At 64.5% G+C, this 25328-nt stretch carries 21 protein-coding genes, 1 tRNA gene and 1 pseudogene; 20 read left to right on the top strand and 3 right to left on the bottom strand.

Going from position 1 to position 25328, the window contains the following annotated elements; translation table 11 throughout:
• Window positions 1-181 precede the first annotated feature (181 nt).
• Both MMSP_RS20555 and MMSP_RS29640 read left to right on the top strand, forming a co-directional pair.
• Window positions 182-1087, top strand: a complete 906-nt coding sequence (locus tag MMSP_RS20555) for a LysR family transcriptional regulator (protein ID WP_020788161.1) — start codon at window positions 182-184, stop codon at window positions 1085-1087.
• 130 nt (window positions 1088-1217) lie between these two features.
• Entirely contained in the window at window positions 1218-1730 is a 513-nt protein-coding gene (locus MMSP_RS29640) for a PE family protein (RefSeq protein WP_011741651.1), read from the top strand.
• A gap of 9 nt (window positions 1731-1739) precedes the next feature.
• Here the strand turns inward: MMSP_RS29640 and MMSP_RS20545 are convergent, their stop codons facing one another.
• Window positions 1740-2387 (bottom strand): TetR family transcriptional regulator, encoded by a 648-nt coding sequence (locus MMSP_RS20545; RefSeq protein ID WP_036426792.1) that lies wholly within the window; start codon window positions 2385-2387, stop codon window positions 1740-1742.
• A 140-nt stretch (window positions 2388-2527) separates the two neighbouring features.
• Between MMSP_RS20545 and MMSP_RS20540 the strand changes: the two genes are divergently transcribed.
• From MMSP_RS20540 to MMSP_RS20525, 4 genes are all read left to right on the top strand, one after another.
• Complete coding sequence (locus tag MMSP_RS20540; RefSeq protein ID WP_020788159.1) at window positions 2528-4318, top strand: CocE/NonD family hydrolase; 1791 nt, start codon at window positions 2528-2530, stop codon at window positions 4316-4318.
• 50 nt (window positions 4319-4368) lie between these two features.
• A complete protein-coding gene (locus MMSP_RS20535) occupies window positions 4369-5241 on the top strand; it encodes a haloalkane dehalogenase (protein WP_174524071.1) in 873 nt (290 codons plus the stop codon).
• Window positions 5234-5593 (top strand): YciI family protein, encoded by a 360-nt coding sequence (locus MMSP_RS20530; RefSeq protein ID WP_020788158.1) that lies wholly within the window; start codon window positions 5234-5236, stop codon window positions 5591-5593. Before MMSP_RS20535 ends, MMSP_RS20530 begins: the two co-directional genes overlap by 8 nt.
• 65 nt (window positions 5594-5658) lie before the next feature.
• Complete coding sequence (locus tag MMSP_RS20525) at window positions 5659-6066, top strand: PPOX class F420-dependent oxidoreductase (protein ID WP_015356710.1); 408 nt, start codon at window positions 5659-5661, stop codon at window positions 6064-6066.
• Here the strand turns inward: MMSP_RS20525 and adhE are convergent.
• Window positions 6032-8685, bottom strand: a pseudogene (adhE, locus tag MMSP_RS20520) (bifunctional acetaldehyde-CoA/alcohol dehydrogenase). The gene MMSP_RS20525 and the pseudogene adhE sit on opposite strands and share 35 nt — an antisense overlap.
• Window positions 8686-9188: 503 nt before the next feature.
• Between adhE and MMSP_RS20515 the strand changes: the two are divergent.
• The gene (locus MMSP_RS20515; RefSeq protein ID WP_020788154.1) at window positions 9189-9719 is read left to right on the top strand and encodes a PE family protein; all 531 of its coding nucleotides are present in this window, start codon (window positions 9189-9191) and stop codon (window positions 9717-9719) included.
• An 899-nt stretch (window positions 9720-10618) separates the two neighbouring features.
• On the opposite strand, the gene MMSP_RS20510 is transcribed toward MMSP_RS20515, so the two are convergent.
• Window positions 10619-10694: transfer RNA gene (locus MMSP_RS20510), tRNA-Arg, on the bottom strand.
• 134 nt (window positions 10695-10828) lie between these two features.
• Between MMSP_RS20510 and argS the strand changes: the two genes are divergently transcribed.
• From argS to atpB, 13 genes are all read left to right on the top strand, one after another.
• Window positions 10829-12481 (top strand): arginine--tRNA ligase, encoded by a 1653-nt coding sequence (gene argS, locus MMSP_RS20505; RefSeq protein ID WP_015356707.1) that lies wholly within the window; start codon window positions 10829-10831, stop codon window positions 12479-12481.
• Window positions 12482-12561: 80 nt separating this feature from the next.
• Window positions 12562-13896 carry a diaminopimelate decarboxylase gene (lysA, locus tag MMSP_RS20500; RefSeq protein ID WP_231991516.1) on the top strand — a complete coding sequence of 445 codons (1335 nt, stop codon included), beginning with the start codon at window positions 12562-12564 and terminating at the stop codon, window positions 13894-13896.
• Window positions 13897-13899: 3 nt separating this feature from the next.
• The gene (locus MMSP_RS20495) at window positions 13900-15225 is read left to right on the top strand and encodes a homoserine dehydrogenase (protein ID WP_012395684.1); all 1326 of its coding nucleotides are present in this window, start codon (window positions 13900-13902) and stop codon (window positions 15223-15225) included.
• Window positions 15222-16304: a threonine synthase gene (gene thrC, locus MMSP_RS20490; RefSeq protein WP_012395683.1), complete on the top strand. Its 1083-nt coding sequence runs from the start codon at window positions 15222-15224 to the stop codon at window positions 16302-16304. The genes MMSP_RS20495 and thrC overlap by 4 nt, the downstream gene beginning before the upstream one ends.
• Window positions 16305-16359: 55 nt before the next feature.
• Window positions 16360-17304, top strand: a complete 945-nt coding sequence (gene thrB, locus MMSP_RS20485) for a homoserine kinase (RefSeq protein ID WP_020788151.1) — start codon at window positions 16360-16362, stop codon at window positions 17302-17304.
• Window positions 17305-17570: 266 nt separating this feature from the next.
• Window positions 17571-19436, top strand: a complete 1866-nt coding sequence (gene rho, locus MMSP_RS20480) for a transcription termination factor Rho (protein ID WP_015356703.1) — start codon at window positions 17571-17573, stop codon at window positions 19434-19436.
• A 191-nt stretch (window positions 19437-19627) separates the two neighbouring features.
• Window positions 19628-19873 (top strand): 50S ribosomal protein L31, encoded by a 246-nt coding sequence (rpmE, locus tag MMSP_RS20475; RefSeq protein WP_011741636.1) that lies wholly within the window; start codon window positions 19628-19630, stop codon window positions 19871-19873.
• An 87-nt stretch (window positions 19874-19960) separates the two neighbouring features.
• A complete protein-coding gene (gene prfA, locus MMSP_RS20470; protein WP_020788150.1) occupies window positions 19961-21034 on the top strand; it encodes a peptide chain release factor 1 in 1074 nt (357 codons plus the stop codon).
• On the top strand, window positions 21031-21879 hold the full coding sequence (gene prmC / locus MMSP_RS20465; protein WP_020788149.1) for a peptide chain release factor N(5)-glutamine methyltransferase: 849 nt from the start codon (window positions 21031-21033) through the stop codon (window positions 21877-21879). Before prfA ends, prmC begins: the two co-directional genes overlap by 4 nt.
• A gap of 52 nt (window positions 21880-21931) precedes the next feature.
• A complete protein-coding gene (locus MMSP_RS20460) occupies window positions 21932-22582 on the top strand; it encodes an L-threonylcarbamoyladenylate synthase (RefSeq protein WP_011741633.1) in 651 nt (216 codons plus the stop codon).
• Between the two features lie 27 nt (window positions 22583-22609).
• The gene (gene rfe / locus MMSP_RS20455) at window positions 22610-23764 is read left to right on the top strand and encodes a UDP-N-acetylglucosamine--decaprenyl-phosphate N-acetylglucosaminephosphotransferase (RefSeq protein ID WP_036426789.1); all 1155 of its coding nucleotides are present in this window, start codon (window positions 22610-22612) and stop codon (window positions 23762-23764) included.
• A 249-nt stretch (window positions 23765-24013) separates the two neighbouring features.
• The gene (locus tag MMSP_RS20450) at window positions 24014-24514 is read left to right on the top strand and encodes an ATP synthase subunit I (protein ID WP_020788147.1); all 501 of its coding nucleotides are present in this window, start codon (window positions 24014-24016) and stop codon (window positions 24512-24514) included.
• The gene (gene atpB / locus MMSP_RS20445) at window positions 24507-25259 is read left to right on the top strand and encodes a F0F1 ATP synthase subunit A (protein WP_020788146.1); all 753 of its coding nucleotides are present in this window, start codon (window positions 24507-24509) and stop codon (window positions 25257-25259) included. Before MMSP_RS20450 ends, atpB begins: the two co-directional genes overlap by 8 nt.
• Window positions 25260-25328 lie beyond the last annotated feature (69 nt).

The raw sequence follows: 25328 nt of genomic DNA, 5'->3' as shown, positions 1-25328 counted from the left end.
CAGCAGCGGCGTCGCGATCGCCGCGCCCCAGCTGTAGTGAAATGCACGATCCCAGGATCATGAGAACGGGCAACGGTGTGCGTGACGCCATGCAATGAGCCTGTCAGGCCCAGATTGAATAGTCCAACGAATGATTCTGATCTAATCTAGTAAGCAAATGTGATGAATATGGGGTCGGCGGATGTTGAATTTGCAGCGGGTGGTCGTGCTGCACGAACTGCAGCGACGGGGCACGCTGGCCGCGGTGGCGAAGGCGCTTTCATACAGTCCATCGGCGGTCTCACAGCAGCTGGCGCAGCTCGAGCGCGAATGCGGGATGGCCCTGATCGAACCCGTGGGCCGGGGCGTGCGGCTGACCGATGCGGGTGAGGCGCTCGTCGAGCACACCAGGTTGGCGATCGCTACCTTGGAGCGGGCCGAGGCCCTGCTGGCAGCCAGCCAAGGGCGGGTAGCCGGTCGGTTGCGGGTCGCGGCATTTCAGACGTTGCTGCTCTCACTGCTGCCCAGGGTGCTTGATGCGCTGGCTCGCGATTACCCCGACCTGCGCGTCGAAGTCGCGCAGCGCGAGGCTGATGGGGCGATTTCGGGTCTGCTGGCCGGCACCTTCGATGTGGTGCTGGGGGAGGAGTATCCGGGCGGGCCGCTGCCGCCGAGCCCGAGTCTGGATCGCGTGGACCTGCGAACTGACGAGCTGTTTCTCGCGATGCCAAGGATCGGGCCCTGGAGCGACGCGACGACGCTGTCCGACCTGGAATACGCGTCGTGGGCCCTGGACCCAGAACCCACTGTGCCCGGCCGGTGGGCGCGCAGCGTGTGTCGCGCCGCCGGTTTCGAACCGGATGTGCGCTTCGACGGAGTGGATCTGCTGGTGCATCTGCAGATGGTGCAGGCAGGGCTCGCGGTTGCCATCTTGCCCGCCCTGCTCGGCCAAGACCGGATGCGCGGGGTGCGGCTTGCCCCGTTGCCCGCTTCGCCGAAACGCCAGTTGTTTACGTTGACCCGTACATCACGCACCTCCCACCCGGCGGTGGTGGCGTTTCGCACCGCGTTGGCCGAGGGCTTTGACGCGCAACATCAATACGACTGAAATTCAATCTTGCGTTCGTGCGGGTCAGGTGAAATTCGATTTTCCCACGTTGTGGTCGAAATCCGGCCTACGATTTCGGTGACGGATCGGCGGCCCATGGCTGGGCTGTCTGGTTTGCCGGGAGGTCGGAATGTCGTTTGTGATAGCAGAGCCGGAGTTGATGGCCGCGGCGGCAACGGATTTGGCGACTATCGGTTCGACACTGAGTGCGGCGCACCTGGCGGCGGCCCCAACCGCTGCGGTGCTGCCCGCCGCCGGCGACGAGGTGTCGGTGGGGATCGCGCAACTGTTCTCCGCCCACGCCCAGGACTATCAGACGCTGGCCGGGCAGGCGGCCGCATTTCATGAGCAGTTCGTTCAGAACCTTACGGCGAGCGCGACCTCGTATTTCGGCATTGATGCGGCGCTGGCCTCACTGTTGGACGGGTTGAAGACGATGGTGCGTTCGTTCGGGACCGCCGTGGAGGCCCAGATAGTCCGAGTCACCGGCACGGTGCTGATGGGACTGCTCACCTCGGCTCCCGAGAGTCTGTATCCCGCCCTGCTGGGCTTCATTTTGCTCAGCGCTGTCGCCGCCACGCTTCTTGTGGCCATGATCGAGGCGGTGACCCAGGTGCTTACCGGGCAAGTGGCTTTGATCTAGTCGCGCGACTCACGGTCTGCGTGTGCGTCGAGGACGTTGGGCGGGCGACTTCTTCGTGGGATGCAGGTCGCCGTCGATATAGCGCTGCAGGTTCGGCGTTATCGTCGCGAGGACTTCGGAATCGCTCATTGACGCGATTGGCTCGATCTGCCAGACGTACCGGGTCATGGCCAGGCCGATCAATTGACTGGCGATCAGCCCGCTTCGCGTGAGGCGGTCATCTTCGTCGGTGTCGAGCTGCGACACTCCGATCAAAGAACTCTCGACAATGCGTCGCAACTTCAGGCGGGTGGCGTCCTCATGCGCAGCCGTCAACAAAATGGCCCGCAGTGACGGGCCGATCTCGTCGTCTGCCCAGCTATCCAGGAGGGTCTGCAAGAGCCGGCGGCCCAGGTCGGCCTTCGGGGTGGTCCATGTCTCGGCGACCGTGTCGAGCCACCGTTGCGGTGGCGTGGTCGCTGCGTCGAGCAGCCCTTCCTTTGAACCGAAATAGTGATAGATCAGCGAAGGGTCGACGTCGGCGGTCCGCGCAACCGAGCGGACAGTGGTTCCAGCCGAACCGTTTTCAGCGAAGGAATCCCGAGCTACGGAAAGGATCTGGGCGGCGAGTACGCCCTTCTCGTCGCGCGGACCCGGCTTCACCCGTCTGCCACCCATCGTGAATCTGCCCCTGCCCACGGCGCGGCAGTGCCGGCCGACGACAAACAAAGTTACCACTTGCGTTGAAATTATCCCGCAAGTACTGCGGTCATAGTCTCAACGAGCGATGAAACTAAAGCCGCAGGGCGGGAGGCCTCATGGCCGTGCAGAGCAGTGCTCGTCGGTTAGAAAAAGCATCCGGCTTGGGCAAGGGTGAGCGGCAACTCAACGGGCCGCAGACAACCGGCCGTGAATACGCCAATCTTAGTGAGCCGCAATGCAACACGATGCAGGAGAACAATGTTGCGATCCCGGTGCGGGATGGCACCGTGTGGCTGGCCGATGTGCACCGGCCCGATGCGCAGGGCCGTTTTCCCGCCTTGATCGCCGTCTCGCCGTATCCGCGGCAAATCCAAGATCTCGGTGCCCCGATGGGGTTCATCGAGGCCGGCGTCACCGATTTCTGGGTGCCTCGGGGCTATGTCCACGTGATCGCGAACGTGCGTGGTACCGGGGGTTCGGGGGGTACCTTCGGGTTCTTCGACGCCACCGAACGCCGTGACATGCACGATCTGGTGGAGTGGGCGGCCGCGCAGCCCTGGTGTGACGGCAACGTGGGGATGATCGGCATCAGCTACTTCGCCATGACGCAGCTGGAGGCGGCCGTGGAGTGGCCACCGCATCTGAAGGCCATCTTCCCAGTGGCGGCGACCACTGACCTCTACGAGGCTGCCGTGCACCACGGCCTGTTCAGCTCGTCGTTCGTCAGTCCGTTTCTGACGATGGTGGGTATTACGTCGGAACGAAGCGACGCGCTGTGGCGGGGCAAGCTGGTCGGGCTGGTCCGGCGGGTCCTCAACACCCCACGGCTGCATCAGAAGTTTGCGACCATGAACGGCGAAGCCGCCCTGACCATGCTGCGTCAATTGACCAAGATTCACCACAATCCGCGCCCGTGGGACCAGTTGTGGCTCTCGGCGGCGGTCGAGCATCCCACCCGCGATGAGTGGTGGGACGAACGCGATCTCAATCCTCTGCTGGACCGGATCGATGTGCCGGTATATCTGGGTTGCGATTGGCAGAACGTCCCGTTGCACCTTCCGTCTACCTTCGCGGCGTGGAAAGCGTTGGCGGACGGGCCCTCTACCCGGATGGGGATGCTCGGCGAGTTCGGCTTGACCTGGCCGTGGGAGAGTCTTCATCTCGAGGCGTTGGCGTGGTTTGACCATTGGCTCAAGAGCCGCGACACCGGGATCCTGGCCGGGCCGGCCATCCGCTACGTGTTGCCCGGCGCCGAGGGATGGCGGACCACCGAGACGTGGCCGCCGCCCGGCGTTGTCTACCGGGAATTTGCGCTGCGCGCTGACGGGCAACTCGGCGATGACGAGGGTGAGCCGGGCGCTCGTGAGTACCTGGTCCTCGGCGGTGGTTTGAATCGGGCCGCCGCCAGCGCGATCGATCCGCCCTCGATGCTCACCTGGACCAGTGCGCCGCTTACCCGGGACCTTGATGTAGTCGGCGATATCGAACTGCGTCTCGTTGCCGCGGCTACCGCAATGGACACCGCGTGGATCGCGACGCTGCACGAAGTTGCCCGAGACGGCACCGTATCCGACGTCACAGCCGGGTGGCTTCGGGCCAGCATGCGCCGCGTCGATGAGAAGGCCAGCCGGCGCGGCGCGCCTATCCTGCCGTGCCGCGAAATGGAGGCCGTACCCATCGGTGAGGATGTCGTCTACCGGATACCTTTGGTGGCCAACGCTCGACGGTTCAAGGCCGGCTGCCGCATTCGGCTGATCCTCACCAGCGACGACCAGGACCCGGCAACTCCGGCCATCATGAGCTTCCGGCACGCCAGTGTCGGCACCAGCAGCCGCAACACCATCCGTTCCTCGTCGCGGTTGCACCTTCCAGTGTTGCCCGCCCAGTCGTCGGAGCTGCAGTCGTGACTGCCGGCCAGGGCAGCGGGGGAGCCCCTCGGGAAGCGGTCACCGGGCCGATGAAACGGGTCGACGTGCTCGACAGCGCGATGAGCTATATCGACGTGGGGCAGGGCGATCCCATTGTCTTCTTACACGGCAACCCGACTTCGTCCTACCTGTGGCGCAACGTGATCCCGCATCTCAGCGACGTGGGTCGATGCCTGGCGCCGGACCTGATCGGCATGGGGGCCTCCGGCACCTCTCCGACCTTCTCCTACCGGTTCGCCGACCATGTCCGGTACCTCGACGCGTGGTTCGAGGCCGTCGGGATTACCGAGAACGTGGTGTTGGTGGTGCACGACTGGGGTTCGGCGCTGGGTTTCTACCGCGCGCTGCGCTATCCGGAGCAGATTGCCGGTATCGCTTACATGGATGCGCTCGTGCAGCCCAGGACCTGGGCGGGCTTCACCGACTATGAGCCCCTGATGCGGGCGCTGCGCACCGAACAGGGCGAGCGGATGGCTCTGGCGGAGAACGTCTTTGTGGAGAAGGTGGTGCCTGGAGGTGTGCAACGCCAGCTGACCGAGGAGGAGATGGCCGTCTATCGCAAGCCCTACCCCACGCCCCAGAGCCGCATCCCCACGCTGCTCTGGGCCCGTGAGATCCCGGTCGAGGGTGAGCCGGCTGACGTGCAGGCGATGGTACAGGAGTATGCAGACTTCTTATCGCGCAGCGACATTCCGAAACTTCTCATAGTCGCGGAGCCGGGCGCAATCCTGCATGAAGGGGGCAGCGAGCTCGACTTCGCGCGCTCGTGGCCCAACCAGCGCGAAGTAAAGGTCGCCGGCCGTCACTTCCTGCAAGAGGACTCCCCGGACGCGATTGGCGCGGCCGTGCGCGCCTTCGTCCTCGACGTGCGCGAACGCCAAGATGGAGCCGACCGTGCCTGACCGACTCGAATCGCGCAAAGTCATCCAGGATTTCGGCCGCCCGGTTGGGTTGACGCTTTACGTGGTCACCTCGGTGGCGCAGGGATTGGACGCCGTGCAAGTGTATATCGAGGATCACCTCGGCTACCTGCGGGAGTTGGAAGACCGTGGCGTGCTCTTTGCCGCCGGCCCGTTGTGGACCGACGGCGGCGATTACTTCGAAGGCGACGGATTGCTGATCTACCGCGCCGGCTCGGTGGTCGAGGCCCAGGCGATCGCTGACGCCGATCCCATGCACACCAGCGGAGCCAGGACCTATCGGATCAGGCCGTGGTTCGTCCATGACGGTACCATCGCGAACCGCCTCTCTTAGTGGCGCCATGACCGTTGATCTTTTCCGGGCCAAGTAATTTCTGCACTGTCCAGAAAGGCATTTCGATGAGTTTCAGTGATGATGAGGTCGCATTCATGAAGAGCCAGCCGCTGGCCAGGATCGCGACGGTCGACGATGACGGTCAACCCGATGTCGTCCCGGTCGGTTTCGAGTTCGATGGGACCTACATCAACATCGGCGGCTTTGAGCCATCGAAGACACGGCGCCACCACAACGTCTTGGACGGCAACAACAAGATCGCATTGGTCATCGACGATTTGGTGTCCACGCAGCCCTGGAGTCCCCGGTTTCTGCGTGTGTACGGCACCGCCGAGGTGGTAGCCGGTGATCAGCCGTATCTGCGGGTGACTCCGAAGATCTCGTGGAGTTTGAACCTGCGCGGCGAACCGGTGGCCAATGACGAATCATTGGCGCCGCCTAAACGGACCGTCCATCAACATCCCCGGGCTTGATCGGCGCCAGGGCCGGCTCCCCAACGCCGGTGTCACCGTAGTAGCCCAGCCGAAGCAAATCGGTGATCTCGCTGACCAGCGGCATCCGCGGGTTGGTGCGGTTGCTGAGGTCCTCGAACGCGGTCATCGCCAGCGTCGGCAGCGCGGCCAGGAATCCCTGCTCGTCAACCCCGAATTCCCGCAGCGATCTCGGCATGTCCAGTCGGTCCAGCAGATCGTCGACCCCTGCGAACAATCGCTGGCGGCTGTCGTCGGGAAGATGGCCACCAAACACCAGCTGGCCGAGTTGCGCGTATTTATCCGGTGCGATGTACGCCGAATATCCAGGCGCGGGCATGAACTTGGTAGGCAGACTTGCGTTGTAGCGCAGCACGTGCGGCAGGAAGATGCCGTTCGCCCGGCCATGGGGGACCGAGAATTTCGCACCAACGGCGTGGGCGAGGGCATGATTGGTCCCGACGAAGGCATTCGAGAAGGCCAGGCCGGCAAGCGTCGCCGCATTGGACATGCTCGTTCGGGCGGACAGATCGTCGGGATCGTCGTACGCCCTGGGCAGGGCATCGAAGATCAGCCGTACCGCCTGGGCGCACAACGCATCCGTGTAGGGCGAGGCGAAGATCGACACGATCGCCTCCAGCGCGTGGGTCAGCGCGTCGATGCCGGTGTCCGCGGTCAGCTTCTGCGGCATTGACGAGGTCAGCACCGGGTCCACGATCGCCAGGTCGGGGACCAAGCTGTAGTCGACGAGCGTCTCCTTCTTCCCGCCAACGGTCAACACCGCCGCCGGCGAAACTTCCGACCCAGTGCCCGATGTCGTTGGGACAGCAACGAGTTGGATGCGATGACGGTCGGTCGGATAGTCAGCCACCCGCTTGCGCGGGTCGAGGAAGGGCATCGTCAAAGCGTCGAGGCTTTTCTCCGGGTGCTCGTAGAACAGCCGCATCGCCTTGCCGGCGTCGAGCACCGAACCGCCGCCGATGGCGATCAGCAGATCGGGCTGCACCCGCTGCATGAGCGCGACACCGCGGCGGATGGTCGTCTCGTCGGGCTCGGGTGTCACTTCGCTGAACACCTGCACGTGCTGGGCGCGCAACTTGCCACGCAGCGCTCCTCGGTCAGTGCGTCGGTTACCACCACGACGGTCTCGCAGTCGAGCTCGCGCAGATTGTCCAGTGCCCCTTCGTTGAAGTAGGTGTTGGACGGCACGCGGAACCATTGCGGCGGCGTGCGCCGCCGCGACACCGTCTTGATGTTGAGCAACTGGCGATAGTTGACGTTCTCGGTGGTGCTCGATCCGCCCCAGGTGCCACAGCCCAGCGAGAACGTGGGTGTCAGATTGTTGTAGACCCCGCCGAGCGCTCCGACCGCGGTTGGCGCGTTGACCAGGATGCGGCCGGTGCGAACCGCCAACCCGTATGCCTCGATGACGTCGTCGTCGTTGGCGTAGATCGCCGAGGTATGGCCCAACCCGCCGTGCTCGGTGACCAAGACGGCGGCGTCGATGCCGTGCTGCACACTGCGCGCGCGCACCACCCCGAGCACCGGCATCAGCTTCTCCTGCACCAGTGGGTGGGCGGCGAGTTCGTCCAAGTCCGACGGCAACTGCGCCAGCAGCACTTTCACCGTGGGAGGCACGCTGAATCCGGCCCGGGCGGCCAGTTCTGGCGCCTTCTGCCCGACCGCATCGAGGGAGACCTTGTCGCCACAACCAAACGCGAACTCGGCCACCGCCTTCGCCTGGTCGGCGGTGAGCAACTGGGCCCCCATCCGCTCGAACTCGGCGATCATCTCGTCGTAGATCTCGTCGTCGATGATGCAGGTCTGCTCGGCCGGGCAGATGACCGATGAGTCAAACGTTTTCGAGATGAGTATGTCGACCACCGCGCCCTTGAGGTCTGCGGTCTTGTGAATGTAGATCGGCGCATTCCCAGGACCGACACTGAGCCCCGGCTTTCCTGCCGAGTTCGCCAACGCGACGATCTTTGGCCCGCCGGTCACCCAGATGAAGTCGACCTTCGGGTGTTTGAACAAGTAGTGCGTCACCTCGTGAGCGGCATCGGGGATGACCTGCAGCGCCCCGGGAGGCATCCCGGCCGCTTCGGCCGCGGTGCGCAGGATCTCGATGCTTTGTTCGCAGCAGCGCACCGCATACGGTGACGGTCGGAAAAGAATGGCGTTGCGGGTCTTTGCGGCCACGATCGCCTTGAACAACACCGTCGAGGTCGGGTTGGTCACCGGGGTAATGCCGAGCACCACCCCGATCGGTTCGGCCACATAGACGATGTTGTGCTCGACGTCCTCGTCGATGACGCCCACCGATTTCTTGCCGCGCAGATAGTCGTGCAGGAATTCGGTGGCCACATAGTTCTTGACAACCTTGTCCTCGAAGACGCCGAAGCCCGTCTCCTCGATCGCCACACCGGCCAGTTCGCCGGCCGCGCGCACCCCGGCCCGCACCATCGCCTCGACGATCGCGTCGACCTGCTGCTGGTCAAGCTTGCGGAAGGCGCGGGCCGCCTCAGCGGCGGTATCAACAATGGCGTCGATTTCGGCGGTGCGTAGGTTGTCGATCGCGGGTGCTTCGACGGGGGAGGCGGACTCGGTTGGTGTCGTTGTCATGATCGGGTCCTCAAGCCGGGAAGAGGCGCGGTGTGCCTCGCGGATGAGCCGATGCTACGCATCCGTGGTCAGGCCTAACGAGGGTCCGAAGGCCCTACGTTGGGGGTACTAATGGGCTGATCGGACGGGGCGGGTGGGGACCGCACTGTCGGAGCCGAATGCCTGCGCGCCGCTGGCACAGCGCCCTGATCGAATCACGCACGTCGCCCGCTCGCTGCATCAGGCCCTACGGATTTCACTATCAGGGGTGATGGCGGTCATGCCACGCATGGTGCGAATGGCGTGCCTCAAGACATCCGAATCGGGTCATTGCGTGACTGCCGGTGGGTGTCGAATGCTCTCCTGGTTGTCGCTGCCGTCATCGTCGAGGGCCACACCCGGTCCGAGGTGCTGGCCTGTCATCGGGCAGAAAAGTTTGCTGCAAGGGCCTGCTGGGCTGCCGGCTTGGTGTGATACTGGCCCCTGGCCGATGGATCAAACCACGATTGGGTGGGAGGGCCGATATGTCAGATGTAATGGTGGCCCCGGAACTGGTGGCGGCCGCGGCCAACGATTACGCGAAGATTGGCGTGTTGCTGGGCGAGGCGCATGCGGCTGCGGCCGCCTCGACGGTCGAGTTGCTGCCCGCGGCCGCCGACGAAGTGTCGGCCGGCATCGCGCACCTGTTCTCCGGGCATGCCGAGGACTATCAGAAGGTGGCCAGCCAAGCGGTGGCTTTTCACGATCGGTTTGCCGCGCAGGTGAACGCCAGCGCCGGTGGGTATGCCAGCGCGGAGGCCGCCAACGCCGTCTCGTTGCAGGCTTTGTTCGATAACCCGCATCTTGTCGTGGTCGCCGCGGGAACCGCCGTCTCCAACGCTTTGTCCGGCCTGTCGGCGGGCGTGAAATCGGCTTGGGATCTGTTGTGGCGGTACGGCGGCCAGTATGTGGCAACCGCGTTGGCTCAGGTGGCGTCCAGTGCCCTATTTTTCTTGCTGATTGCGTTTGTCGGACTCTATTCGCTGGTGAATGGGCGTCCGTACGTGTTTATCTAGCCCGGCGCGTGCTGATGTCTCGAGACGGCTTCTGTGTCGTCGAATGTCAGGGTGGCGCCCGGTGCGCACCGGCTGCGGCAACAAAGTGCTCTCGGGTGCGGTCGCCGGTCGGGATGGCCTTCTGGCGCTGGTGACCTGCTCTAGCTTGGGGAATTGTTACGTAGCTTCGAGTACACCGCTGTGGGGATTAGGACCAGTAGCACAAGGCTGCCAACGGTCCCCCACAGCGATCCCCGTATTGCGTTGGCGATTGCACTGACAGCCAGTAGAAGCCAGGCAAAACCCATGATTGCGACGTAGCGACGCGCGTGCAGCACGCCTGGCCGAAGTCGGGCGAACCCTGCGATGGCGCCGGCTAGGCATGCGGCGACGACCGCGACTGCGATGACGAGGTATGTGGTGCTATTTGGTGGCACAGTTGATCAATCCTGCTCCTGATCCGGCAACGCCGAGTAGCGCCCAGTCTGCGGGGCCAGCCGACGACGGCCGGGTTGAACGCGACCGGGTCAGCGTGCAGCAGCACCCACGCCGCGCCCGCGATTGCGGCTCCGGTGAACGCTGCCCATCCGCGGCGGGCCACAGCACTCTTCCCGCAGGTTGGCGGTCTTTCGCGTGTCGCAGCGGCCGCGAGGACGGCTCCGTACTCGTCCGGTAGGCCAAGTCGTAGCCGCCGGACACCGAGCACACCAGGGCGGCGCAACGGCTCGCGTGCCGTCGGTGCTGCAGAGCGTTGTTGAGCGCGGTGTGCGCCTCGGTCGGGGTGGTGGTGTTGTGCGTCATTGGAGCCTTCCGCCAGTGCTGCACTTGCTGAAACCAGACGGATTGGATTCCGAAGTGCACGCCGGGGCGCTCGATGTTTAGGCGGGCGGCCGAAAACGGCTTCTAGTTGCCTAAGCCCGTGGTGCCCCCGGCAGGATTCGAACCTGCGGCCTTCTGCTCCGGAGGCAGACGCTCTATCCCCTGAGCTACGGGGGCGCATCGACTGCATATTGCTTCGCGCTGCGCCAAAGGGCATGAACAAGCTCCGCCAGACTAGCGCATCGCGGTGACTGCGTTGCCACCGCTATGGATTCGGGGTGCGAGCACCTCAGACCATACGATGGACGATCGTGACCCCCGCCGACCTGGCTGAGCTGCTCAAAACCACCGCTACCGCGGTGTTGAGCGAACATGCCCTCGACACGTCTGCTCTGCCTCAGACCGTCGTGGTGGAGCGGCCGCGCAATCCCGAGCACGGCGACTACGCCAGCAATGTGGCCCTGCAACTCGCCAAGAAGGTCGGTGCTAACCCTCGTGAGCTGGCCGGATGGATCGCCGAGGCGCTGACGAAGGCCGACGGCATCGCCTCTGCCGAGGTGGCCGGACCGGGCTTCATCAACCTGCGCCTCGAGACCTCGGCGCAGGCCAAGATCGTCAACGCGATCATCGACGCCGGTTCGGGCTTCGGGCACTCCGAGCTGATGGCCGCGCACAAGGTCAACCTGGAATTTGTTTCGGCCAACCCGACCGGACCCATCCACATCGGGGGGACCCGCTGGGCCGCGGTTGGCGACGCCCTGGGCCGGCTGCTGTCCACGCAGGGCGCCGACGTGGTGCGCGAATACTATTTCAACGACCACGGCGCCCAGATCGACCGATTCGCCAACTCCCTGATTGCCGCCGCCAAGGGTGAGCCGACTCCCGACGATGGCTACGCGGGTACCTACATCAACGACATCGCCGCGCGGGTGCTGCAAAAGGCGCCCGACGCGCTGAGCCTGCCCGACGCCCAGATGCACGAGACGTTCCGTGAGATCGGCGTCGACCTGATGTTCAGCCACATCAAAGAGTCCCTGCACGAGTTCGGCACGGATTTCGACGTCTATACCCACGAAGACTCGATGCACAGCACGGGGCGGGTTGATCAGGCCGTCGCGCGGCTGCGTGAGACCGGCAACATCTACGAAAAAGATGGCGCAACGTGGTTGCGCAGCAGTTCTTTTGGTGACGACAAGGACCGTGTCGTGATCAAGAGTGACGGCAAGCCGGCCTATATCGCCGGTGACCTCGCGTATTACCTGGACAAGCGGGAACGTGGCTTCGATCTGTGCATCTACATGCTCGGCGCCGATCACCACGGCTACATCGCCCGGCTCAAGGCCGCCGCAGCTGCCTTCGGCGAGGATCCGGCCACCGTCGAAGTGCTGATCGGACAGATGGTCAACCTGGTCCGTGACGGTCAGCCGGTCCGGATGAGCAAGCGCGCCGGCACCGTGATCACCCTCGACGATCTGGTCGAGGCGATCGGCGTGGACGCGGCGCGCTACAGCCTGATCCGCTCCTCGGTGGACACTCCCATCGACATCGACCTGGCGCTGTGGTCCTCGGCGTCGAATGAGAACCCGGTCTACTACGTGCAGTACGCGCATGCCCGGCTCTCGGCGCTGGCCCGCAACGCGGCCGAACTCGGGTTGATCCCGGACACCGACCATCTCGAGCTGCTCAGCCACGAGAAGGAGGGCGTGCTGCTGCGCACCCTCGGCGATTTCCCGCGGATGCTCAAGGCCGCTGCCTCACTGCGGGAGCCGCACCGGGTGTGCCGCTACCTGGAGGACCTGGCCGGTGACTACCACCGGTTCTACGATTCCTGCCGGGTCTTGCCGCAGGGAGACGAGGAGCCCACGCAGCTGCATACCGCGCGCTTGGCCCTGTGTCAGGCCACGCGGCAAGCCATCGCCAACGGTCTGGGAATTCTCGGAGTGACTGCCCCGGAGAGAATGTGAACGTCCACCCAGCCGGCCCTCGGCACGCCGAAGAGAGCCGCCACCCGGAAAGCCCGCAGCGGCCGCAGTCTGCCGAAGAGCTGTTGTACCTGGCGCCGAATGTCTGGCCGCGTAACACAGCCCGTGATGAACAGGGTTGTGCCCGGATTGCCGGGGTACCGCTTACCGAGCTGGCCCGGGAATACGGGACGCCGCTGTTTGTCATCGATGAAGACGACTTTCGCTCGCGGTGCCAAGAGATCGCGGCGGCATTCGGCGGTGGCCACAACGTCAACTACGCGGCCAAGGCCTTCCTGTGCAGCGAGATCGCGCGCTGGGTGAACGAAGAGGGACTCTCGATCGACGTATCCACCGGTGGAGAGTTGGCAGTCGCACTGCACGCCAATTTTCCGCCGGAGCGGATTACCCTGCACGGCAACAACAAGTCGGTCGCAGAGTTGACGACCGCGGTCAAAGCCGGCGTCGGTCACATCGTGCTGGACTCGATGATCGAGATCGAGCGTCTCGACGCCATCGCGGGTGAGGCGGGCATCGTCCAGGACGTCTTTGTGCGTCTCACCGTCGGGGTCGAGGCGCACACCCACGAGTTCATCTCCACCGCGCACGAAGACCAGAAGTTCGGGCTCTCGATCTCCAGCGGCGCGGCGATGGCAGCGGTGCGCCGGGTCTTTGCGACCGACCACTTGCGGCTGGTCGGACTGCACAGCCACATCGGTTCCCAGATCTTCGATGTGGATGGTTTTGAACTGGCCGCCCACCGTGTCATCGGCCTGCTGCGCGAGGTGGTCGCTGAATTCGGTTCGGAAAAGACCGCGCAGCTTGCGACGGTCGATCTTGGCGGCGGCCTGGGTATCTCGTATCTGTCATCCGACGACCCGCCGCCGGTAGGGGAGTTGGCCGACAAGCTGGGCGCGATCGTGAGCAATGAGTCGGCGGCCGTGGGCCTGCCCGCGCCCAGGTTGGTGGTCGAGCCCGGACGTGCCATCGCCGGACCGGGCACCATCACGCTGTACGAAGTCGGCACGGTCAAGGACGTTGACGTGAGCGCCACGGCGAACCGGCGCTACGTCAGCGTGGATGGCGGCATGAGTGACAACATCCGCACCGCGCTCTATGACGCTCAGTACGACGTCCGGTTGGTCTCGCGCGTCAGTGATGCGCCGGCGATGCTGGCTCGCGTGGTCGGAAAACACTGCGAAAGTGGCGATATCATCGTGCGTGACACGTGGGTGCCCGACGACCTGCAGCCGGGCGACTTGGTGGCCGTGGCTGCGACCGGTGCCTACTGCTATTCGCTGTCGAGTCGTTACAACATGATTGGCCGTCCCGCGGTGGTGGCGGTGCGCGCGGGTAAGGCGCGTCTGGTCCTGCGCCGCGAGACGGTTGATGATCTTTTGAGTCTGGAGGTGAGGTAACCCGTGTCCGGTGACGTAAAGCCGGTCGGTGTAGCGGTGCTCGGATTGGGCAACGTTGGTAGTGAAGTTGTCCGCATCATCGAGGAAAGCGCTGATGATCTCGCGGCCCGTGTCGGCGCCCCACTGGTGCTGCGCGGCGTCGGAGTGCGTCGAGTTGCGGACGACCGCGGTGTACCCATCGACCTACTGACCGACGACATTGAGAAGCTCGTTTCGCGTGAGGACGTCGACATCGTCGTCGAAGTGATGGGTCCGGTGGAGCCGTCACGCAAGGCGATCCTGACCGCGCTCGAGCACGGCAAATCCGTCGTGACCGCCAACAAGGCGTTGCTGTCCACCTCTACTGGTGAACTGGCGCAGGCGGCCGAAAGCGCACATGTCGATCTCTATTTCGAAGCCGCGGTGGCCGGCGCCATTCCCGTCATCCGTCCGTTGACCCAGTCGCTGGCCGGCGACACGGTGTTGCGGGTGGCCGGCATCGTCAACGGCACCACCAACTACATCCTGTCCGAAATGGACAGCACCGGGGCCGACTACGCGAAAGCGCTGGCCGATGCGGGCGCGCTCGGCTATGCCGAAGCCGATCCCACCGCAGATGTCGAGGGCTTTGATGCCGCGGCCAAAGCTGCGATCCTGGCCTCGATCGCGTTCCATACCCGGGTGACCGCGGATGACGTCTACCGCGAGGGCATCACCAAGATCACGCCCGCGGACTTCGCCTCGGCCCGCGCTCTGGGCTGCACCATCAAGCTGCTGTCGATTTGTGAGCGCCTCACCACTGACGAAGGTCAGCAACGGGTCTCGGCCCGGGTGTATCCGGCGTTGGTGCCGCTGTCGCACCCGTTGGCCACGGTCAATGGTGCGTTCAATGCCGTGGTGGTCGAGGCCGAGGCCGCTGGGCGATTGATGTTCTACGGTCAGGGCGCCGGTGGGGCGCCAACCGCCTCGGCGGTGACCGGCGACCTGGTGATGGCCGCGCGCAACCGGGTCCTCGGCAGCCGTGGCCCACGCGAATCCAAATATGCTCAACTACCGGTGGCACCAATGGGTTTCATCTCTACGCGCTATTACGTCAGCATGAATGTCGCCGATAAGGCGGGTGTGTTGTCGGCGGTAGCGGCCGAGTTCGCCAAGCGCGACGTAAGCATCGCCGAGGTGCGTCAAGAAGGGGTCGTGGACCAAGACGGCCAACGCATCGGGGCCCGGATCGTGGTGGTCACCCACCTGGCTACCGATGCCGCACTTTCGGAAACCGTTGAAGCGCTTGCGGACTTGGACGTCGTCGAAAATGTGGCCAGCGTGCTGCGACTGGAAGGCAACGACCTGTGAGCGCCTCGCCGACCGCGGTCCACAAGCCCTGGCCCGGTTTGATCGCGGCGTACCGGGACCGCCTCCCGGTGGCCGATGACTGGGCTCCTGTCACCCTGCTCGAGGGCGGTACTCCGCTGATCGCGGCTCCCCGGCTCTCCAAGCAGACCGGGTGCACGATCCACCTCAAGGTCGAGGGCCTCAACCCCACCGGATCCTTCAAGGACCGGGGCATGACCATGGCGGTGACCGACGCGCTGGCGCGTGGGCAACAGGCCGTGTTGTGCGCATCGACCGGGAACACGTCGGCGTCGGCGGCGGCTTACGCCGCCCGTGCTGGAATCACCTGTGCGGTGCTGATCCCGCAGGGCAAGATTGCGATGGGCAAGCTGGCTCAGGCGGTCATGCACGGGGCCAAGATCATCCAGATTGACGGCAACTTCGACGACTGTCTGGAACTGGCGCGCAAGATGGCTGCCGACTTCCCGACCATCTCATTGGTCAACTCCGTGAACCCGGTGCGTATCGAGGGCCAGAAGACCGCGGCGTTCGAGATCGTCGACGCGCTTGGCGTCGCACCGGATGTGCACGCACTTCCAGTCGGTAACGCGGGCAACATCACCGCGTACTGGAAGGGATACACCGAGTATCACCGAGACGGCATTATCGAGAAGTTGCCTCGCATGTTGGGCACCCAAGCCGCGGGTGCGGCGCCGTTGGTTCTCGGCGAACCGGTGAACCACCCGGAGACCATCGCCACCGCGATTCGCATTGGCTCGCCGGCGTCGTGGACGTCGGCCGTGGAGGCGCAGCAGCAGTCCAAGGGGCGCTTCCTGGCGGCGACTGATGAGGAAATCCTTGCCGCCTATCACCTGGTCGCGCGCGCCGAGGGGGTGTTCGTCGAGCCCGCCTCGGCGGCCAGCATCGCCGGTCTGCTCAAGGCCATCGACGACGGGTGGGTGGCCCGCGGGTCAACCGTGGTGTGCACGGTCACCGGCAACGGCCTGAAGGACCCCGACACCGCGCTCAAAGACATGCCGAAGGTGTCTCCGGTACCCGTTGACCCAGTCGCGGTGGTTGAGAAGCTGGGGTTGGCGTAGTGGTGATCGCCAGCGCGGCGCAGCCGGGCGCAGCGCAGTTTGCTGAGGCCTGTCGGTGACACAGGTATTGCCCTCGGGTCTGGTGGCGAGTGCCGTCGTAGCGGCATCAAGTGCCAACCTCGGCCCGGGGTTCGACAGTCTCGGCCTCGCATTGAGTCTCTATGACGAAATCGTGCTTGAGACAATCGATTCCGGGTTGGAAGTGGTGGTCGAAGGCGAGGGGGCCGGCCAGGTTCCGCTCAACTCTGAACACTTGGTTGTGCGCGCCATCCAGCACGGGCTGCGAGCCGTGGGCGTTTCCGCGGCTGGCCTAATTGTGCGCTGCCGCAACGATATTCCGCATTCCCGTGGTCTCGGGTCGTCCGCGTCGGCGGTAGTTGGTGGCCTCGCTGCCGTCAACGGCCTTGTCTCACAAGCTGGTTGGGTGCCATTGAGCGACCAGCAGCTGATCCAGCTGTCTTCGGAATTTGAAGGCCACCCCGACAACGCCGCGGCCGCTGTGCTCGGCGGTGCGGTGGTTTCTTGGATTGAGCGTTGCGGTGACCGTGCCGACTACTCGGCCGTGCAGCTAGATCTTCACCCCGATATTCACTTGTTCTCGGCGATTCCCGAGGTGCGCTCCTCGACCGCGGAGACTCGGGTGCTGCTGCCTGACTTGGTCAGCCATGACGATGCGCGATTCAACATCAGCCGCGCCGCATTGCTCGTGGTTGCCCTCACCCAACGGCCCGATTTGTTGATGGCGGCCACCGAAGACGTCCTCCATCAGCCCCAGCGTGCCTCGGCAATGCCGGCCTCGGCGGAATATTTGCAGCTGTTGCGGCGTCATAAAGTGGCAGCGACTCTTTCTGGGGCTGGACCGGCGCTGATTGCGTTGACCACCAACCCGGACTTGCCGCCGGAAGCGGTCGAGTACGGCGCCGCAAATGGATTCACAATTACCGCGATGACCGCGGGTGACAGGGTCCGGTGGAAGCCCGGAGTGGCATTCAGCGACTGATTGACAACCTGCGGGGGGTTTGCTTGCTTCCGGCCAGGAAGCGGGCTATCCTCGGAGCCGTCCAGCAATCGCAGCATCTGCTTCTGCACACATACTGCCTTGCAGCTAGGACACCACCAATTCTTCTCGGGGACGAGGTTCGCCGTATTCGCCGCAGATCCTGGCGACCACCGTTGGGGAGTCGATGATTGGGCGCACTCGGCTATTTGGCTGAATGCAACGAACCCTCGTATGACGTAATCAAGCGGGGGAAAGAAAGGAATTCCGTGACTGATACGGACCTCATCACGGCTGGCGAAAGCACCGACGCTGATAAGAAGTCGGATTCCGTGACAAAAGACAGTTCCGACCTCAATACTGCTGCGCCGACCGGCGCGCTGGCCACCATGGTGCTGCCCGAACTGCGCGCGCTGGCCAACCAAGTTGGTGTCAAGGGGACGTCGGGCATGCGTAAGAACGAGCTGATCGCCGCGATCCAAGAATTTCGGGACCGCGCCAACGGCACGCCCGCGGCCGCCGAGCCGACCCCAGATTCCGGCGAACAGAAGTCCTCGGCGAGTACCGAGGCCCCAGCGGTCAACGAGGCCACCAAAGACGCTCCTCAACAGGAGCAAAACGCCTCATCCGGCGACACGGTGCGCCGCGAGCGGCGCAGATCCTCGCGTGACTCGGGAACGTCGTCACGTGACGGCGCCGACTCGGCTGGCGAAAGCCCAGATAAACGCGGGAAGCGGGCCGCCGGCGGCGATGCCGACAACAATCAGAAGGCGCCGGAAAAGGCTCAAGAAGACGCCAAGACTGACGGGGGAGCAGCGGAGTCGGGCGGTGACCAAGGCGCCGGCCAGCAGGGCTCGGGTGGCCAGCAATCGCGCGGCGAAGACGATGGCGAAGGGCGGCAGGGCCGGCGAGGACGCCGATTCCGCGACCGCCGGCGTCGTGGGGAGCGCTCGGGTGACGGTTCCGACGCCGAGTTGCGTGAGGATGACGTCGTCCAGCCGGTCGCCGGCATTCTTGACGTGCTCGACAACTACGCCTTTGTCCGTACCTCCGGCTACCTTGCCGGCCCGCACGACGTCTACGTGTCGATGAACATGGTGCGCAAGAACGGCCTGCGCCGCGGCGACGCGGTCACCGGCGCCGTTCGGGTTCCGCGTGAAGGCGAGCAGCCTAACCAACGACAAAAATTCAACCCGCTGGTGCGTTTGGACAGCGTCAATGGGGGATCGGTCGAGGACGCCAAGAAGCGGCCCGAATTCGGCAAACTGACGCCGCTCTATCCCAACCAGCGTCTTCGCTTGGAAACCACCACAGAGCGGCTGACCACGCGGGTCATCGATCTGATCATGCCGATTGGCAAGGGCCAGCGCGCGCTGATCGTCTCGCCCCCCAAGGCCGGTAAGACGACGATCCTGCAGGACATCGCCAACGCCATTACCAAGAACAATCCGGAATGCCACCTCATGGTCGTGCTCGTCGACGAGCGGCCCGAGGAGGTCACCGACATGACGCGTTCGGTCAAGGGTGAGGTCATCGCCTCAACGTTCGACCGTCCGCCATCCGACCACACATCGGTCGCGGAGCTGGCCATCGAGCGAGCCAAGCGCCTCGTGGAGCAGGGCAAAGACGTCGTGGTGCTGCTGGACTCCATCACCCGGTTGGGACGTGCCTACAACAACGCGTCGCCGGCATCGGGCCGGATTCTCTCCGGCGGTGTCGACTCCACCGCGCTGTACCCGCCCAAGCGATTCCTGGGTGCGGCACGCAACATTGAAGAGGGCGGCTCGCTGACCATCATCGCGACCGCGATGGTCGAGACCGGCTCCACCGGTGACACCGTCATCTTCGAAGAGTTCAAGGGCACCGGTAACGCCGAGCTCAAGCTGGACCGCAAGATCGCCGAGCGGCGCGTTTTCCCCGCGGTCGACGTGAACCCGTCGGGTACCCGTAAAGATGAGCTGCTGCTCTCACCTGATGAGTTCGCCATCGTCCACAAGCTGCGTCGCGTGCTGTCCGGCCTGGATTCCCACCAGGCCATCGACCTGCTGATGTCGCAGCTGCGTAAGACCAAGAACAACTACGAGTTCCTCGTGCAGGTCTCCAAGACCACACCAGGGAATATGGACAACGACTAGAGCAATACACCGGCTGCGGGTGCCAGGGAATGCCCGCGCAAATCTCGGTGTTTGGGGTGATGGTGGTTGACCTGGCATAATCGAGGCTCGACCACCCAGAACCGCCTCAGGTTCTTGAGTTAAGCCTGACCGCCGCTTGAACATCGGGGAGCACCGGAGGCCACGAGCGGCCGACGATCGAAGAGGACAGCATGAAATCTGACATTCATCCCACCTACGAGGAGACCACCGTGGTCTGCGGGTGCGGAAACACGTTCCAGACGCGGAGCACCAAGCAGGGCGGCCGTATCGTGGCCGAGGTTTGCTCGCAGTGCCATCCGTTCTACACCGGCAAGCAGAAGATCCTCGACAGCGGTGGTCGGGTTGCCCGCTTCGAGCGTCGCTACGGCAAGCGCAAGGCCGGAGCCGACAAGGACCAGGCGGCGGCCGACAAGTAGCTGGATTACCGACGCCCGAACTGTGCATGAGCAGCACAGGCCGGGCGTCGGTTCGTGTTTGCGGTAAGAGCTGGCAGGAGGTGTGAGATGGCAGCGCCGGTGCAGACGATTGACGTCCTGCTCGCCGAACACGCAGACCTTGAGCGCGCGTTGGCGGATCCAGAACTGCACAGCAGGCCCGACGAGGCGCGCAAAGCCGGACGTCGGTTTGCCCGCTTGGCGCCGATCGTGGCCACCTACCGCAAGCTGGTAGCCGCGCGCGAAGATCTGGAGACCGCGCACGAATTGGCGGCCACCGACGAGTCGTTTGCCGCCGAAGCCGCCGAACTGGAGGCCCGGGTCGCCGAACTGGACTCGCAGCTCACCGACATGTTGGCGCCGCGGGACCCGCATGACGCCGACGACATCGTGCTCGAAGTCAAGTCTGGCGAGGGTGGCGAAGAATCGGCGCTATTCGCTGCCGACCTGGCCAGAATGTATATCCGCTATGCCGAACGGCACGGCTGGACCGTGACGGTGCTCGGGGAGACCACCTCGGATCTGGGCGGCTACAAGGACGCGACGCTGGCCATCGCCAGCAAGGGCGACACGGCCGACGGCGTGTGGTCGCGGATGAAGTTCGAGGGCGGGGTGCACCGGGTGCAGCGGGTCCCGGTAACCGAATCTCAAGGTCGCGTGCATACCTCGGCGGCCGGCGTACTTGTCTACCCCGAGCCCGAGGAAGTCGGCGAGGTGCAGATCGACGAGTCGGACCTGCGCATCGACGTCTACCGGTCGTCGGGCAAGGGCGGCCAGGGGGTCAACACCACCGACTCCGCGGTGCGGATTACCCACCTGCCCACCGGGATCGTGGTCACCTGCCAAAACGAACGCTCACAGCTGCAGAACAAGATCCGTGCCATGCGGGTGCTCGGGGCTCGTCTGCAGGCGATCGCCGAAGAGCGGGCGATGGCTGACGCCTCGGCGGATCGGGCCAGCCAGATACGAACCGTGGACCGTAGCGAACGCATCCGCACCTACAACTTCCCCGAGAACCGGATCACCGATCACCGAATCGGCTACAAGTCCCACAACCTCGACCAGGTCCTCGATGGCGATCTGGACGCTCTATTCGACGCACTGGCTGCCGCTGACAAACAGGCCCGGCTGCAGCAGTCATGACCTCGCTGCGCCACGCGATCGACTCCGCTGCGGCGCTTCTTGCCGAAGCCGGGATCGACTCTGCACGTGGTGATGCCGAATGGTTGGCCGCTCACCTGACCGGCGCCGACCGCGGTCTGCTGTACCTGCCTGACGATCCGCTTGATTCCGATGCTCTCGGTCAGTACCAAGACATGGTGACCGCCCGATCACGCAGGGTGCCGTTGCAGCATCTCATCGGCACGGTGCAGTTTGGGCCGGTGGAGTTGCAGGTCGGTCCGGGTGTCTTCGTGCCGCGCCCAGAGACCGAGGCAGTGTTGGAATGGGCTGGTGCACAACAGCTTTCCGAAGACCCCGTCGTTGTTGACCTGTGTACCGGATCCGGCGCGTTGGCAGTCGCGTTGGCCAACCGTTGGCCCACGGCGCGGATTCTTGGCGTCGACGATTCGGCCGCTGCGCTCGAGTATGCACACCGCAATTCCGTGGGCACCAAGGTGGAACTGGTGCGAGCCGATGTCACCACCCCGGGGCTGATGCCCGAACTCGATGGACAGGTCGACCTCGTGGTGACCAACCCGCCATACATTCCCGACGGCGCTGTTCTGGAACCTGAAGTAGCACAGCATGATCCGCATCGTGCGCTGTTTGGAGGGCCGAACGGGATGGCGGTGATACCCCACGTCGTACGGCTGGCCGGCCGTTGGTTGCGTCCCGGTGGGCGGTTCGCCGTCGAACACGACGACACCACCGCGCGGCAGACCGTTGAATGTATCGAAAGCGCAGGCGTTTTCGAGGACATCGTGGCTCGGCAAGATCTGGCCGGACGGTCAAGGTTCGTGACCGCCGTCAAGAGGCTGGTTCGGTGACGGCTGCGGTGAGGATGCGGGGCGAAGCGAATGCGAAGGAGGGCCAGCGCCCATGAGTGAGGTGTTCGACTGCGCCGACCCCGACCAGCGTTCCAACGGGATCGCTTCTGCGGCAGGGGCGCTCAAAGCCGGTCGGCTGGTCGTCATGCCGACGGACACCGTCTATGGGATCGGTGCCGACGCATTCGACAGTGCCGCGGTGAACGCGCTGCTGTCGGCCAAGGGGCGCGGGCGCGATATGCCGGTGGGCGTGCTGGTGGGCTCCTGGCACACCATCGAGGGGCTGGTTTTCTCGATGCCCGCTGGAGCGCGTGAACTGATCCGTGCATTCTGGCCGGGCGCCTTGAGCCTGGTTGTGGTGCAAGCGCCGTCCCTGCAGTGGGACCTCGGCAACGCGCACGGCACCGTGATGCTGCGCATGCCGTTGCACCCGGTGGCCATCGAGTTGTTGCGCCAGGTGGGCCCCATGGCGGTTTCCAGCGCCAACGTCTCGGGGCAGCCGCCGGCGGTCGACGTCGCGGATGCACGTAATCAGTTCGGCGATCTGGTCGACGTCTACCTGGATGGTGGTCCCGCGGCGCAGCAGGCCGCCTCGACGATCGTCGACCTCACCGGGGCCCCGCGCATCCTGCGTCCGGGACCGGTCAGCGCCGAGCGGATCGCTGACGTGCTCGGAGTGGACGCGACAACGCTGACCGCATAGCACCGTCGTGGTGGCTGCCGCTGGGCGCTGCGGCCGGGCGCGGCTATTGCCGGTGTCCCGCTGCGTGAGCTTGCGCTCGTCGGGTTAACCGCAGCGATCATCACGTATTTCGCGACCGGGCCGGTTCGCGTCTTGGCGACTCGCCTGGGCGCGGTCGCTTACCCGCGCGAACGCGACGTCCACGTGACACCCACCCCTCGCATGGGTGGGCTGGCGATGTTCCTCGGGGTGCTCGCCGCGGTCTTTCTCGCCTCCCAACTTCCCGCCCTCACCCGCGGGTTCGTCTATTCGACCGGCATGCCCGCGGTGCTCGTCGCGGGTGCGGTGATCATGGGTATCGGTCTGATCGATGACAGGTGGGGTCTGGATGCCCTGACGAAGTTTGCCGGTCAGATCACCGCAGCTAGCGTGCTGGTCACCATGGGCGTCGCCTGGAGCGTGCTCTACATCCCGCTGGGTGGTGTCGGGACCATCGTCTTGGACCAAGCCTCGTCCATTTTGCTCACCCTCGCGTTGACCGTGTCCATCGTCAACGCCATGAACTTCGTCGACGGACTCGATGGGCTGGCGGCTGGGCTGGGCCTCATCACGGCCTTGGCGATCTGCACCTTCTCGGTGGGGTTGCTTCGTGACCATGGCGGCGACGTACTGTTCTATCCGCCGGCGGTGATCTCGGTGGTGCTCGCAGGGGCCTGTCTCGGGTTCTTGCCGCACAATTTCCACCGAGCCAAGATCTTCATGGGCGATTCCGGTTCGATGCTGGTCGGGTTGATGCTGGCCGCGGCCTCCACCACCGCCGCGGGGCCCATCTCCCAGAACGCCTATGGGGCCCGGGACGTGTTTGCCCTGCTATCGCCGTTCTTGCTGGTAGTGGCGGTGATGTTCGTGCCGATGCTGGACCTGTTACTGGCAATCGTGCGCCGCACCCGCGCCGGACGAAGCGCATTCAGCCCCGACAAGATGCATCTTCACCACCGCTTGCTGCAGATCGGCCATTCGCATCGCCGGGTCGTGCTGCTCATCTACCTATGGGTGGGCATCGTCGCCTTCGGGGCGGCCAGCACGATCTTCGTGGACCCTCGCCACACCGCGGCGGTGATGCTCGGCGCACTGGTCGTCGCCGGGGTTGTGACAGCGATCCCGTTGCTGCGTCGTCGCGACGACTACTACGACCCGGACTAGGGCACGTCTACGACAGGCGGTAGTAGTGGCATCTACCTTGTGGTACGGTCCTGGTAGAGCCCCGAAATAAACCTCGTGGGTTGCCGGCCCCCGGCCCGGCGGATGCCTATCCGACCGCGCCAGTTAACGACGGACACAGGGAGCTACCCCTTGGGTGAAACCAGCCCAACCGTTGCGATACGCTCGGCGGGCCACCGATCAGTCGATCGGGCGGTTTCCGCTCCACTAACCGGGGATTGAGGTGCTGCAGTGACAACACCAGCGCAGGACGCGCCGTTGGTGTTTCCCTCTGTTGCTTTCCGTCCGGTTCGTCTATTGGTGATCAGCCTTGGACTCACCGCGGTTGCCACTGTGGTCGCCGGACTCTTCGGTCACCTGATGGTCGGAGTGTTTCTTGGCATCGGGCTGCTGCTCGGTTTGCTCAACGCCCTGTTGGTCCGGCGTTCGGTGGAGTCGATCACCGGCCGGGACCACCCGCTGAAAAGGTCGATGGCCCTCAACTCGGCCTCTCGAGTCGCGGTCATTACCATCATGGCGCTGATCATCGCGTATATTTTCCGGCCGGCCGGACTTGGCGTGGTGTTCGGGTTGGCGCTCTTCCAGCTGCTGCTGGTGGCATCCACGGCACTGCCGGTCTGGAAGAAGCTGCGTACCGGGGACTTTGCGGCCGACGATGCGCAGAACCAGCCCGTCGGCTCGGATAGTGGCGTTTTCAAGGGATCGGAAGGGAGTACCGCCAGCGATGACTGAGTCGATCCTGGCCGCCCAGATTGAGGTCGGCGAGCACCACACCGCGACCTGGCTGGGCATGACCGTCAACACCGACACGGTGCTGTCGACGGCGATCGCCGCGCTCATCGTGCTCGCGTTGGCGTTCTACCTGCGCTCGAAGGTCACCTCGACCGCGGTGCCCGGTGGGGTGCAGCTGTTCTTCGAAGCGATCACCATCCAGATGCGCGGCCAGATAGAAAGCGCAATCGGGATGCGGATCGCGCCCTTCGTGCTGCCGCTCGCGGTGACCATCTTCGTCTTCATCTTGATCTCGAACTGGCTGTCGGTCCTCCCGGTGCAGTACACCGACGAACACGGGCAGGCCACCGAGTTGCTCAAGCCCGCCGCCGCAGACATCAACTACGTGCTGGCGCTGGCGCTGTTCGTCTTCGTCTGCTACCACGCGGCCGGTATCTGGCGTCGCGGCATTGTCGGCCACCCCATCAAGCTGCTCAAGGGGCACGTGGCAATCCTGGCGCCGATCAACCTCGTCGAAGAAATCGCCAAGCCGATCTCGCTGTCGCTGCGTCTTTTCGGCAATATCTTTGCCGGCGGCATTTTGGTCGCGCTCATCGCGCTCTTCCCGCCCTACATCATGTGGGCGCCGAATGCGATCTGGAAGTCCTTCGACTTGTTCGTCGGCGCGATTCAGGCCTTCATTTTCGCGCTGCTGACGATCTTGTACTTCAGCCAAGCGATGGAGCTAGAAGAGGACCACCACTAAAACTGCGAGAAACTGCCTAGAAAATCCCGACCCAATACCAGTACTGGAACCTGGTAAACCGCTACCAGA

Origin of the sequence: Mycobacterium sp. 012931 (assembly GCF_000419295.1) — a bacterium.
GTDB lineage: Bacteria > Actinomycetota > Actinomycetes > Mycobacteriales > Mycobacteriaceae > Mycobacterium > Mycobacterium marinum.
The sequence above is the reverse complement of the archived record's forward strand: the minus strand, read 5'-3'. Positions and strand labels throughout refer to the sequence as shown.

Excerpts from the sequence above, each read along its gene's own strand:
- MMSP_RS20545 (WP_036426792.1), bottom strand. The coding sequence starts at position 2,387 with ATGGGTGGCAGACGGGTGAAGCCGGGTCCGCGCGACGAGAAGGGCGTA.
- MMSP_RS20460 (WP_011741633.1), top strand. The coding sequence starts at position 21,932 with ATGAGTGAGGTGTTCGACTGCGCCGACCCCGACCAGCGTTCCAACGGG.
- MMSP_RS29640 (WP_011741651.1), top strand. The coding sequence starts at position 1,218 with ATGTCGTTTGTGATAGCAGAGCCGGAGTTGATGGCCGCGGCGGCAACG.
- atpB (WP_020788146.1), top strand. The coding sequence starts at position 24,507 with ATGACTGAGTCGATCCTGGCCGCCCAGATTGAGGTCGGCGAGCACCAC.
- prmC (WP_020788149.1), top strand. The coding sequence starts at position 21,031 with ATGACCTCGCTGCGCCACGCGATCGACTCCGCTGCGGCGCTTCTTGCC.
- MMSP_RS20525 (WP_015356710.1), top strand. The coding sequence starts at position 5,659 with ATGAGTTTCAGTGATGATGAGGTCGCATTCATGAAGAGCCAGCCGCTG.
- MMSP_RS20555 (WP_020788161.1), top strand. The coding sequence starts at position 182 with ATGTTGAATTTGCAGCGGGTGGTCGTGCTGCACGAACTGCAGCGACGG.
- rpmE (WP_011741636.1), top strand. The coding sequence starts at position 19,628 with ATGAAATCTGACATTCATCCCACCTACGAGGAGACCACCGTGGTCTGC.
- MMSP_RS20540 (WP_020788159.1), top strand. The coding sequence starts at position 2,528 with ATGGCCGTGCAGAGCAGTGCTCGTCGGTTAGAAAAAGCATCCGGCTTG.
- MMSP_RS20515 (WP_020788154.1), top strand. The coding sequence starts at position 9,189 with ATGTCAGATGTAATGGTGGCCCCGGAACTGGTGGCGGCCGCGGCCAAC.
- prfA (WP_020788150.1), top strand. The coding sequence starts at position 19,961 with ATGGCAGCGCCGGTGCAGACGATTGACGTCCTGCTCGCCGAACACGCA.
- MMSP_RS20535 (WP_174524071.1), top strand. The coding sequence starts at position 4,369 with ATGAAACGGGTCGACGTGCTCGACAGCGCGATGAGCTATATCGACGTG.